Consider the following 12555-nt stretch of genomic DNA (forward strand, 5'->3'; position numbering starts at 1 on the left):
AGAGTGAGCGCCAGATCTGATTCAATCAGATCGGTTTGCGCTCTAGGCAGGAACATTTACGATGATCAAGAACATCCGTGATGATCAGGCTCGGCTTCCCTTGCCGCTCTTGGGACCATCTTGCGGAACGATGGTCTGTGTCCCCGGCGCGCGCCCTTTCCGTGCTTCGCGGCGGCCTGCCAGCAGCCAGCGTGCGATCGCGGGCCATTCCGTGGCCAGGGTGTCTCTCCCCATGAAGAGAGCGAGATGCGCGGATCGGGCCTCGCGCAACAGGAACCTCGACGCTTCTCCCCCCACAAGTCTGGCGGCCGCGAAGACCTGGTCAGGGGGTGCGACCATGTCGCTTTCCCCCGCCAGGAGCGCAACAGGACAATCGACCATATCGGGCGCGATGGTCCTGCCCAGCGCGGTCATCTGACCGCGCGCCAGCCTGTTTTCCTGGTAGAGCAAGGTGAGAACCTGCGTGAAATAGGCCTCCGGCAAGTCCAGCGTCCGCTCGTGCCAGCGCAGGAAGTTCCGCAGCGCCCGTTGCCCCCCTGCTTCCCGATCCGGGTCGGTGATCTGCAAGGCCTGCATCGCAATGGCCATGCGGTCCGCGGCTCCGGCCCAGAGTGCGAGCAGGTCGGCCCCCCGGATCACGCCATCTCCGCCCCGTTTCACGGCCTCGAGCAGAAAGGCCGCCGTGGCCCCCGTGGCCCCCGACAATGCGGAAGCGGCGAAGTCGACGGGTGCGCCGGCGAGCACGAGGCGACCGATCTTTCCCGGAAATCGTGCCGCGTAGATCAGCGACAGCCAGCCGCCCTGGCAAAGCCCGATGAGATCCACCGGACCGCCGATCTCATCGATCGCGACATGGAGCGCGGCCAATTGGCTGTCGATCGTCTGGTAGCGGCTCTCCCTGCTCGCCGATGCCCATTCGACCAGGAACAGGCGCTTGCAGCCATGGTCAAGCAATGTCTGAACCAGGCTGTGTCTGGGGGCGAGATCCGCAAGGATCGCATCATGCAGCGCGAAGGGCGTCACCAGAACCGCGGCTTGCCCCGTTCGGGATCGCGAGAAATCTCGCAGGCGAAGTTCATGCAGTTCGAGCGTGACGCGCCCGCGTGTCGTCCACTCGCCTTCCGGCACGAAGCGCGCGCCATCCACCGCATCCGCGGGTTTCGCGCGCTGCTCGCTCGCCGCACCGCCGGAATGCGCGAACCACGGCCAGAACCAGATCTCCCAGGGGTTCATCGTGCTTCCATGCCGGCGAATGGCGGTTCAGGTCGGATCAGGGTGTGATGGCGATCTTGATGACCCCGTCGCGCTGATGGGAGAAGAGCTCATAGGCCTTCTCGATCTCGTCCAGCGAGAAACGATGCGTGACGAGCGGGGTGAGATCAAGCCGTTCGGCTGCGACGATCGCCATCAGGCGGCGCATGCGTTCCTTGCCCCCCGGGCAGAGGGTCGTGATGATCCGGTGATCGCCGAGGCCCGCGGCAAAGGCGCCCAGCGGTATGGTCAGATCACTGGAATACACACCCAGGCTGGAAAGCGTGCCTCCTGGCCTCAGGACACGCAAGGCGGCCTCGAAAGTCGCCTGCGTTCCCAGTGCCTCGATCGAGACATCCACACCCCGGCCATCGGTCGCGGCCATGATGGCCTGCACGGGGTCGGTTTCGCGGGCATTGATCACGACATCCGCGCCCATCCCTTTCGCCACGGCCAGCCTGACCGGCAGCATGTCGACCACGATGATGCGGCTCGCGCCCCGCAGCCGGGCGCCGGCTGTCGCGCAGAGCCCGATCGGCCCCTGTGCGAAGATCGCCACGGCATCGCCGATCTGCACATCCCCGCGTTCCGCGCCGCTGAAGCCGGTGGACATGATATCGGGGCACATCAGCACCTGCTCGTCCGTCAGGGCCGACGGCACGACCGCGAGGTTGGCCATCGCATCGGGAATGCGGACATATTCCGCCTGGCAGCCATCGATCGTGTTGCCGAGCCTCCAGCCGCCCATGGGTTTCCAGCCGTGACGCGTTCCTGCTCCGTCCTGCGAATGGCAGCCGCACAGGCATGCATGGGAATGCCCGCCTGGCGTGATCGCTCCGCAGATCACGCGCTGGCCCTCCTGAAAGCCTTTCACTTCCGCGCCAAGCCTCTCGATGACCCCGACGGGCTCATGCCCCACCGTGAGGCCGCTTTCCACGGGATACTCGCCCTTCAGGATATGGACGTCGGTCCCGCAGATCGTCGTCATCGTGATGCGGATCAGCGCATCGGTTGGCCCGATATCGGGAATGGGCTTTTCATCGAGAACGATGCGACCGGGCTCCACGAAGACGGCGGCTGTCATCTTCTTCATGGGGGATGCTCCCTGCAACGGATCAAGCCTTGCTAGCCCGGCCGGCCGGGCTGGGCATTGCGCTATGTCAGTCTTTTCGTGGCGGCGCGGGTTCGCCCGATCACCGGGTTTTTCAGCTTTTTCACCCCTTCGAGGCCAACGAGCACGGCGAGCGCGCTCCATGCCACGAGCAGCAGATCTTCGGCCTGCAGGGGTGCGAAGCGAAACACCGCGCGGGTTTGCGGCCATATGAGGGACAGCGCGAGCAGGCCGGCAATGGCCGCCAGCACGCTGAAGAGCGTGCGGTTCGGACGCAGGAATGCCCCGCGCAGCGAGGCCCCAAACGCCCGAAAGACGAAGATCAGGCTGATGACATTCAGCACGAGCGTCACGAAAACCAGCGCGCGCAATTCATCCGTGGCCATGCCATTTCGGGCGCCAAGCCAGGCGAATGCGGCCACGGGCAGGAAGGCGACCGTTCCGCACAGACCGGCCCAGCCGATCAGGGAAACCGAGACAAGCCGTTCCTCCGGCTTGCGAGGCGGCCGGGCCATGATGTCCGCCTCCTCCTCCTCGGCTTCGAAAGCCAGCGAACTGACCGGATCAATGACCATTTCCAGGAATGCGATGTGAATGGGCGTGAAAAGGATCGGCATTCCCAGAACGAGAGGGAGCAACGCCATCCCGGCAATGGGAACATGCACGGCGATGATGAACCCCATCGCCTTGCGCAGGTTGTCATAGATGCGCCGGCCCAGCCGGATTGCCTCGACGATCGAACCGAAATCATCGTCCAGCAGAACGATCGACGAGGCTTCGCGTGCGACATCCGTGCCTCGCCCACCCATCGCGACGCCGATATGCGCCGCCTTCAGCGAGGGCGCGTCGTTCACCCCGTCCCCGGTCATGGCGACGATTTCGCCCCGCGCCTTGAAGGCCTCGACGATGCGGAGCTTCTGTTCGGGCGAGATGCGCGCGAAAACCGCGGTCTCGCTCATGATGCGCCGCAATGCGGCATCGTCGAGGCGGTCGAGTTCGGCACCGGTCACGACCACGCCATGCTCCAGCCCCGCCTGGCGCGCGATCTCGCGCGCGGTTACGGGATAGTCGCCCGTGATCATGACGACGTGGATGCCCGCCCGCCGGCAATCCCGAATGGCATCCGGCACGCTGGCCCGCAAGGGATCGGCAAGGCCGACCAGGCCGAGGAAGGCGAATGGAATCCCGGTCTGGGCATGAGGGAGTTCCGGCCCCTCCCATTCCCCCCCTGCGACACCGAGAACACGCAAGCCCCGCGCGGCCATGGCATCCACCGCAGCCGAAATCTCGGCTTTCTGACCCTCGTCCATCGCGCAAAGCTGCATGATCGCCTCGGGCGCGCCCTTGGCCGCCGCGAGTTTCGTGCGACGATCTTCCCGCTCCCATATCTGGGTCATCGCGAGCAAATGCGGCGTGAGCCCGAAGCTGTGCACGAGGCGATTTTCGCCTTCGGCCGCAGGCCCGGCACAGGCGAGGAACGCCCGTTCCATGGGATCGAAGGGCACGGAAGCGCTTGCCAGGCGCCCGATCCGGATGATGCTCGCATATTCGGGCTCGAGCGTCCCGACGGTCTCGTCCCGGCCCAGGCGACGCGATGCTCCGCCCGCCTTCCACAACTCGACGATCGACATCCGGTTTTCGGTCAGGGTGCCGGTCTTGTCGGTGCACAGCACGGTCGTGGCACCCAGGGTCTCGATCGCGGCGCTGCGACGGGTGAGCACGCGCGCCTTCGAGATCCGCCAGGCTCCCATGGCGAGGAAAACCGTCAGCACGACCGGGAATTCCTCCGGCAGCATCGCCATTCCGAGCGCGATGCCGGCAAGGAGCGCGGCCAGCCAGTCTCCGCGAGAAATGCCATACAGAAGAACGACGACAAGGCTGACCATGATGCCAAGGAAGGCCGCGACCCTCACCAGGCGGCGCGTTTCCGCCCGAAGGCGCGGGGCTTCCCCCTCGAGCTTCGCGAGCGAGGCGCCAATCCGGCCGATCTCGCTCGTCGGGCCTGTTGCATATACCGTCGCCAGCCCCGATCCGCGGACCACGAGAGAACCGGAATAGACCCTCGCATGCCCGCTTTCGCCGGGCGGTCGCGGCAGGGGCTCCGCTCCGCTGCCGGCCACGCGCTTGCGGACGGGGACCGATTCTCCGGTCAGCAGGGATTCGTCCAGTTCGAGATGCGTCACCTCGACCAGATCGGCATCGGCGGGAACACGATCACCCTCGGCCAGCAGGATGAGGTCGCCGCGCACAACCCCCCGGCCCGGGATGCGCTGGCGCTGCCCGTCCCGAATGACCAGCGCCCGGGGGCTGGTGAGATCCCGCAGCGCCTCCAGAACGCGCTCCGTCCGCATTTCCTGCACCACGGTGATGGAAAGGGAGAGCATCGCGAAGCAGAGCAGGATCAACGCCTCGGCGCGATCGCCGAGCGCCAGATAGACGAGGCCGCCGGCGAGCAGCAGCCCCAGCATCGGCTCATGCAGGACTTCGATGCAGACACGCCAGAGGCTCCGGGCGCCGGTCTTCGGCAATTCGTTGAAGCCATCGAGGGCAAGCTGCCGGCGCGCATCCTCCGAACTCAGACCCGACGGCCTTTCCATCGCGAAAGTTCCACTCCGATCCGAGGAACGGGCCGCGAATTCGCAAGCCCGAGGTTTCAGTTTATCATTCACCCGCAAAGGCGCGAGGCTCCTTGATGCCTGTCAAGGCGCAAGGGCGGCCCCGGTGGCCTTCTGAAGCATCGGGCGGAATGGCCATGCCGGCAGGATGCGGAGAGGCTCGATCCGAGAGAGAAGCGTTGGAGCCGATGGCGGCAGAAGCAAACCAGCAACCGGTTTTCCGGATCGCGGGCCTCGCGAAGGTCTATCGGTCCGGCGATGTCGAGGTTCACGCCCTGCGCGGCGTCGATTTCGAAGCGCGCGCGGGCGAGTTCGTGGTGATCCTCGGGCCTTCGGGCTCCGGCAAATCCACCTTCCTCAACATCATTGGCGGGCTTGATACGCCGACCTCCGGCGAGGCCTGGTTCAAGGATCACGACCTCACGCGCATGAGCGAGCGCGAGCTTACGCTCTACCGTCGTGACCATGTCGGCTTCGTCTTCCAGTTCTACAATCTCGTGCCCAGCCTGACCGCCCGGGAGAATGTGCAGCTCGTGACGGAGATTGCGCGGAACCCGATGCGCCCGGAGGATGCGCTCGGCCTCGTCGATCTTGGCAATCGGCTGGATCATTTCCCCGCCGAGCTCTCCGGCGGAGAGCAGCAGCGTGTCGCCATCGCGCGGGCGATTGCCAAGCGGCCGGATGTGCTGCTCTGCGACGAGCCGACCGGCGCGCTTGATTCCCGCACCGGCATTCGTGTCCTCGAGGCGCTCACGGCCTCGAATGCCGAACTGGGCACGACGACGATCGTCATCACCCATAATGCCGCGATCCAGGACATTGCCGATCGCGTGGTTCGCTTTGCCGATGGCCGGATCGCATCGAGCATCCGCAACGAGCGCCGGCGAGCGGCCTCGGAAGTCAGCTGGTGAAGCGTGTCCGTCCTCGACGCCAAGCTCCTGCGCGATATCCTGAGGCTCTGGCCGCAGGTTCTGGCCATTGCCTTCGTGATGGCTTCCGGGGTTGCGACCCTGGTGCTTGGCGTGGGGACCTATGCCTCCCTGAACGAAACCCGCAATGCCTATTACGAGCGCAACCGCTTTGCCGATATCTTCGCGCAGGTGACGCGCGCGCCGCGCGCCCTGGCGGAGGAGATCGCCGGCATTCCCGGCATTCAGGCTGTCGAACCGCGCATCGAGAAGATCGCCCTGCTCTCCATACCCGGAATGGAGGCCCCGGCTTCCGGGCTCTTTGTCTCGCTGCCCGATCTCGCCGAACAGCGGCTCAATCTGCTCACCATCCGCCAGGGCCGGGAGCCCCAGCCCGGCGCGGATGGGGAAGTGGTCATCAGCGAGCCCTTCGCCCGGGCGCATGGCTTCGGTCCCGGCTCCAGCTTCGAGGCGATCCTGAACGGCCGGAAGCGGTCGCTTCTCGTGGTGGGGGTCGCCCTTTCGCCGGAGTTCATCTACGCCGTCGGCCCCTGGGACCTGATGCCGGATGACAGGCGCTTCGGCATCATCTGGATGCGCGAGCGCGCTTTGGCGGCAGCCTATGATCTCGAGGGCGCCTTTTCGAGCCTGCACCTGAAACTGGGACCCGGTGCCTCGCAGGCGAATGTCATCGAACGGATCGACGCCATGCTCGCCCGCCATGGCGGCCGGGGTGCTTATGGACGCAAGGACCAGACCTCGCATGCCTTCCTCGATGCCGAGCTGCTGCAACTGCGCGCGATGAGCCGCATCACGCCGCCGATCTTCCTGATCGCCGCGGCCCTGCTGGTGAACATGACCCTCGCCCGCCTGATCGCGCTCGAGCGCCAGCAGATCGGCCTGTTGAAGGCGGTTGGATATTCCGGCGCGGCCATTCTTTCGCATTACCTCAAGTTTGTCGCGGTCATTGCGGTGTCCGGCATCCTCATCGGCGCGATTGTCGGAACCTGGCTCGGGCGTGGGGCGGCCCGCCTCTATGCGGATTTCTTCCACTTCCCGTTCCTGATCTTCCGGATGGACCCGCAGACCTACCTGATCGGTGCCGCGGCGGGGCTGGTTTCCGGTCTGGCCGGTGCCGTCCGGGTATTGCTCGAGGCCATGCGGCTTCCTCCGGCAGTGGCGATGTCGCCACCGGAGCCGCCAGCCTATCACCGCATGTTTTCCGGTTTCCGCTTTGCGGTCCGGCTCCCCGGCAGCCTTCGCATGGTGCTTCGGCACCTGCTGCGCTGGCCGTTGCGAACCGCTTCCGCCATCATCGGGATCGCCCTTTCCACCGCGATCCTGACCGGGACGCTGTGGGTTTTCGGGGCAAGCGAATTCATGATCGACGCAACCTTTCAGCGGTCCGAGCGCCAGGATGCGACCATCAGTTTCGCCGAGGAGCAGCCCCGGCGGTCCGTGCAGGATGTCGCGCGGCTGCCCGCGATCCTCGCGGCGGAGCCCTATCGCATCGTGCCTGTCGAATTGCGTCATGGTCCGCTGCATCGGCGCGTCGCGCTTGCCGGCAAGCCGCCCGATGCGCAACTGAGCCGCGTGCTGGATCAGGAGTTCCGGGTTGCCGCGCTCGATGGGCCCGGAATTGCCCTCTCCGATGCCCTGGCCGGCATCCTGCGCGCGAGGCCGGGCGACGTGGTCGAGGTGGAGCTTCTCGAAAGGGATCGTCGCGTGGTTCTCGTGCCCGTCACGACCGTGATCCAGGGCTATCTGGGCCTCACGGCCTTCATGAACCTCGATGCGCTGAACCGGATCATGCGCGAGCCCGATCTCATCAGCGGCGTTCATGTGCGCTATGATGCCGCCGGCCAGTCCGAACTGTTCGAAAGGCTCAAGCACTTGCCCAAGGCGAGCTTCATCGCGCTCCAGCGCGTCTCCCTCCGGCAATTCCGGGACACCCTGGCGCAGAACCTTCTGACCATGGTCACGATCTATGTGAGCCTGGCCGCGACGATCGCCTTTGGCGTGGTCTACAATGTCGCGCGCATCACCCTTTCCGAGCAGGGGCATGAAATGGCGAGCCTGCGTGTGCTGGGCTTCACGCGGGGAGAGGTTTCCGGCCTGCTCATCGGCGAGATCGCGATCATCGTCCTGGTGGCGCAGCCTCTGGGCTGGGCGATCGGCCATGGTTTTGCCGCCGGCATGGCGCTCGGGTTTTCCAGCGAGCTCTATCGCGTGCCGCTGGTGGTGGGGCGTGAAGCCTATGGGTTTGCGAGCCTTGTGGTGATCGCCGCAGCGCTTCTGTCGGCGCTGGTGGTGCGGCGGCGGATCGACCGGCTGGACCTTGTCGCAGTGCTGAAAACGCGGGAGTGAGGCATGGCCCCGAACTGGACACGCGCGCTGCCCGTCGTCGCGATCGGACTGGCTCTCGCGGCGGCGGGCATGTGGGCGCTCTGGCCCCAGCCCGTGCCGGTGGATGTGCATGTCATCTCACGCGGCCCGATGGAGGTGACGGTCGAGGATGAGGGCATCTCGCGCGTGCGGAATGTCTATACGATCTCGGCGCCCCTGCTCGGCAAGGTCCGCCGCTCGCAACTGAGAACCGGGGACGCGGTGATCAGGGACGAGACCATTGTCGCCCGTATCGAGCCGGTCGATCCCTCGCTGCTCGATTTCCGGTCGCTTCAGGTCCAGGAGGCCGCGGTCGAAGCCGCGCGAGCCGCCGTGGAACTGGCGGCTGCCCAGATGCGGCAGGCAAGGGCGCAGCTGGAATTCGCGCGGGCGGAATTGCAGCGCTCGCAGACCCTTCTCGCCCGCCAGGCCGTGACCGAACGGGCGCATCAGCAGGCCCTTCTCGCGGTCGACACGGCGGAAGCCGCGCTCGCAAGCACCTCGGCCACGCTGGATTTGCGCCGCCACGAATTCGACCAGGCGCAGGCCCTGCGGCTTCAGCCCGGGGAGGACGCCCCTGGCCGCACTCCCTGCTGCATCGAGATCCGGGCGCCCGAGAGCGGTCGCGTGCTGCGTCTTGCGGTCGAAAGCGCGCAGGTCGTCCAGCCCGGCCAGTTGCTGCTCGAGATCGGCGATACCGACGATCTGGAGATCGCGGTGGACCTTGTCTCCCGCGATGCGCTGCGGGTGGCGGAAGGCGGGAATGCGCGCATCGAGAACTGGGGCGGAGAGGGTGCGCTGGCAGCCCGTGTGGCCCGGATCGAACCATCCGGCTTCACGAAGGTTTCCGCCCTGGGGATCGAGGAGCAGAGGGTCAGGGTCGTTCTTGATCTGCTCGAGCCGCGGGATCGCTTCCGGCGCCTGGGGCATGGATTTCGTGTGATTGTCCGCATTTCTGTCTGGCATGGGGAAGATGTCGTCTCCATCCCCCTTGGCGCCCTGTTCCGGCACAAGGACCGTTGGGCAACCTATGTGGTGGAGCAAGGGCGCGCCAAGCTTCATCCCCTCGAGATCGGCGAAAGGAACCTGCGCGAGGCGCAGGTTCTCTCCGGCCTCGGCGCAGGCCAGCAAATCGTGCTCCACCCCAGCGATCGGCTCGCGGATGGCGCCCGCATCACGGTGCGCCGATGAAACCGGGATCGTGCCTCCGGGGCCGCTCGTCCGACGGCCGCGATGCGGTGTCGGCCCTGAATTGACATGAATCAGAGTTTTGGTCGCCCGTTCTGGTATCATGTGTGAAAGATCAACGAGGGAAGTCACCATGAGCAATGGCGGAAATCGGAAGCGGGAAGGAGCATCCCCCGAAGCGGTGACGCATCAGGTGACAGCGGCGCTGGAGCAGAATCTCGCCGGGTTGATGGTCATGCCGCAGCGGCTGATGCAGGCCCAGATTGAAATCCTCGCGGAAGGCATGAATTTCATGAGCCGCCGCATGAAGGCGCAGGCCGCGTTCCTCGGTGAACTGGGGCAGGTTACGAGCGTCGCCAATCTCGCCCAGCTTCAGCGGAATCTCGTCCAGAACATCTCTCGCGACTGGACCGAAGAGGCAAATGAAATCAGTGAGATCGCCCACAGGAACCTGAATACCCTGGTTCGGTTGGCACAAGGAAGCACCGGTGTCGGACCGGGGCTTCGTCAGTTCTCGTGAGCGCATCAACGGCCTGTCCGCGCGGCCTTCCGGTTGCCGCGGCGGTTCGGGCAGCAGGGAGGCCGCGGCCATCGCGGATTTTTATCGTGAAGCATCTGGATCTTGTCTTGCAAAAAGGGGCCCTGGTTCTCATCGCGGATGGGGCCAAGGCCATTCTTGCCCGGAATGAGGGCAGCTCCCGCACCCCCAATCTGGGCGTGATCACGACGCTCCACGCCGATCCGAACCCTCCCGACCGGGAGCATGGCGGGGAACGGCCGGGTCGATTTCAGAAAGGCTCCGGCCGCCGTACGGCCGGCGAAATGCCAGACCGTCACGAGATGGCCGAGACTTCCTTTCTGCGGCATGTGGCGCGCGAGTTCAAGCGCGGGGAAAGGGAAATCCCCGGCAAGGGGCTGGTGATCATCGCACCGCCGAAAGCCCTGGCTGTCCTGAGGGATGAGCTGGGGCAGACGGGAAATCACATCCTGGCCGAGATTCCGAAAGACCTCACCAAGCATCCCCTCCCCGAGATCGAGGCCATGCTCGCCACCTGACGGCACGGAGCGATCGCCCGAGGAAATGCACCCATGACCAAGCGAAATCCCAGGATTCGATCCGGTCGGCCCGTCATTCCGCATCCGTCCCCGGAAGCGGCGAAACCGCTGGTCCCGGTTGCGCGGGAACCTGGCCCGGGTGAAGGCACGCTCGATCGCAAGATGCATGCAGCCATCGGCAGGATGGCCGGCGGCTTCTCGCCCATGGGCCTGTTCGAGGCTTGGACGGATTGGGCGGTTCATCTGGCGGTTTCTCCGGGGCGGATGACGTCGCTTGTCGCCAGCGGGATGAAGGAGGCCGCTTACCTGGGGGGCATTCTGGCCTCAGCCGTGAGCAACCGGGGCGTTTGCGAGCCCTGCCTCCGCGCATTGCCCCATGACAGGCGTTTCAGGGATGAGCGCTGGAGCCAATGGCCATTCGCTTTCCATGCCTCCAGTCTCCTGGCGTGGGAGCGCTGGTGGGATGAAGCGACGCGCGGCATCCATGGCGTCACGTCGCATCACCTTACGCTGCTCAATTTCGTCGGAAGGCAGTTTCTGGACACGCTTTCGCCGTCCAATTTCCCCTGGAGCAATCCTGAAGTGCTGGATGCGACGATCAAGACACGGGGAGCCAACCTCCTGCAGGGGGCGGGCCTCGCGCTGGATGATGCGGTCCGCGCGCTGCACAACCAGCGGCCCGGCGAGGCCCAGGGATACCGCCCGGGCGAGAGCGTGGCACTGACTCCGGGGCGCGTCGTCTTTCGCAACCGGCTGGTGGAAATCATCCAGTATGCGCCTTCGACGCCGACCACCCACCGCGAGCCGGTTGTCATCGTGCCTGCCTGGATCATGAAATATTACATTCTCGATCTGTCGCCGGAAAACTCCCTGGTCAGGCATCTTGTCGATGCAGGTTTCACGGTTTTCATGATCTCGTGGAAAAATCCGGGGCCGGATGATCGCGATCTGGGTTTCGACCATTACCGGCAGCTCGGGGCGATGGCCGCGATCGACGCGGCGACGGCGGTGACGGGCGCCAGCAAGGTCCATGCCGTGGGCTATTGCATCGGCGGCACGTTGCTCGCGGTCGCCGCGGCGGCGATGGCGCGCGACGGCGATGATCGCCTCAAGACCCTGACGCTCCTGGCCGCCCAGACCGATTTCCGGGAGGCCGGCGAGTTGCGGACCTTCGTCGACGAAAGCCAGCTCGCGATCCTGGATGACATGATGGCCGAGAAAGGGGTGCTGGAAGCCTCGCAGATGGCCGGAACGTTTCACCTCCTCCGATCCAATGATCTGATCTGGTCCAGGATGATCCGGCGGTATCTGCTGGGCGTCGCGGAACCGCTCGACGATCTGGCGGCGTGGTCAACGGACGCAACGCGGATGCCTTTCCGCATGCATCAGGAATACCTGCGATCCTTCTACCTCGACAACGATCTTGCCGAAGGACGGATCGAGGCAGGCGGTCGCACGATCGACCTTCAGGATGTGGATACGCCGCTCTTCGCGGTCGGAACGGAGGGAGATTTCGTTGCTCCCTGGAAATCGGTTTTCAAGGTCCACCGGTTGACGAGCTCGGATGTCACGTTTGTCCTCGCGAGCCGGGGACATAATCACGGCATCATTGCCCCGCCGCTTTCGGCCGATCGGCATTATCGGCTGGCGACCGTCGAGCACCTCAAATTGCATGTCGAGCCCGAGGAATGGCTCGCCAGGGCCGAATGTGTTGCGGGCTCGTGGTGGCCGGCATGGTTCAAATGGCTGGAAGCGAAATCCGGCGGAAGGACGGAGCCTCCACCGCTCGGACGCCCGTCAGCCGGCTATCCCGCGATCCTTGACGCACCGGGATCGTATGTGCGGGGCTAGCCCATGGCATGGGTCGTCATGGCAGGATCGCGATGGATGCAATGGCGGGAAAAAGGCGAAAAGCGAACCGTCTTCGTCATTCACCGGGCCATCTGCCTCGATCGGGCCATTTTCTGCATCCATCAGACAGGCGGGGGCGGGTCGCGAGGCCATGCTTCATCTGGGCGCGCCGTGTTTTTTCGACGGTGCC

At 65.3% G+C, this 12555-nt stretch carries 9 protein-coding genes; 6 read left to right on the forward strand and 3 right to left on the reverse strand.

What is annotated here, in order from left to right; all coding sequences use genetic code 11:
• Positions 1-84: 84 nt before the first annotated feature.
• The 3 genes from ACKODO_RS00650 to ACKODO_RS00660 form a co-directional block, all read right to left on the reverse strand.
• Positions 85-1233 carry a DUF3141 domain-containing protein gene (locus tag ACKODO_RS00650; RefSeq protein WP_408981526.1) on the reverse strand — a complete coding sequence of 383 codons (1149 nt, stop codon included), beginning with the start codon at positions 1231-1233 and terminating at the stop codon, positions 85-87.
• Positions 1234-1270: 37 nt separating this feature from the next.
• Entirely contained in the window at positions 1271-2344 is a 1074-nt protein-coding gene (locus tag ACKODO_RS00655; RefSeq protein ID WP_408981527.1) for an NAD(P)-dependent alcohol dehydrogenase, read from the reverse strand.
• Between the two features lie 62 nt (positions 2345-2406).
• Positions 2407-4959: a cation-translocating P-type ATPase gene (locus ACKODO_RS00660; protein ID WP_408981528.1), complete on the reverse strand. Its 2553-nt coding sequence runs from the start codon at positions 4957-4959 to the stop codon at positions 2407-2409.
• A gap of 206 nt (positions 4960-5165) precedes the next feature.
• Here ACKODO_RS00660 and ACKODO_RS00665 point away from each other — a divergent pair, with 206 nt between their 5' ends.
• From ACKODO_RS00665 to ACKODO_RS00690, 6 genes are all read left to right on the forward strand, one after another.
• Positions 5166-5888 carry an ABC transporter ATP-binding protein gene (locus tag ACKODO_RS00665; RefSeq protein ID WP_408981529.1) on the forward strand — a complete coding sequence of 241 codons (723 nt, stop codon included), beginning with the start codon at positions 5166-5168 and terminating at the stop codon, positions 5886-5888.
• Positions 5889-5891: 3 nt separating this feature from the next.
• Entirely contained in the window at positions 5892-8252 is a 2361-nt protein-coding gene (locus ACKODO_RS00670) for an ABC transporter permease (protein ID WP_408981530.1), read from the forward strand.
• 3 nt (positions 8253-8255) lie between these two features.
• A complete protein-coding gene (locus ACKODO_RS00675) occupies positions 8256-9461 on the forward strand; it encodes an efflux RND transporter periplasmic adaptor subunit (protein WP_408981531.1) in 1206 nt (401 codons plus the stop codon).
• A gap of 178 nt (positions 9462-9639) precedes the next feature.
• Positions 9640-9978 (forward strand): phasin family protein, encoded by a 339-nt coding sequence (locus ACKODO_RS00680; protein ID WP_408981532.1) that lies wholly within the window; start codon positions 9640-9642, stop codon positions 9976-9978.
• 107 nt (positions 9979-10085) lie between these two features.
• Entirely contained in the window at positions 10086-10514 is a 429-nt protein-coding gene (locus ACKODO_RS00685; RefSeq protein ID WP_408981533.1) for a host attachment protein, read from the forward strand.
• 33 nt (positions 10515-10547) lie between these two features.
• On the forward strand, positions 10548-12365 hold the full coding sequence (locus tag ACKODO_RS00690; RefSeq protein WP_408981534.1) for a PHA/PHB synthase family protein: 1818 nt from the start codon (positions 10548-10550) through the stop codon (positions 12363-12365).
• Positions 12366-12555 lie beyond the last annotated feature (190 nt).

The sequence above is a fragment of the Rhabdaerophilum sp. genome, assembly GCF_046092605.1.
Taxonomy (GTDB): Bacteria; Pseudomonadota; Alphaproteobacteria; order Rhizobiales; family Beijerinckiaceae; genus Rhabdaerophilum.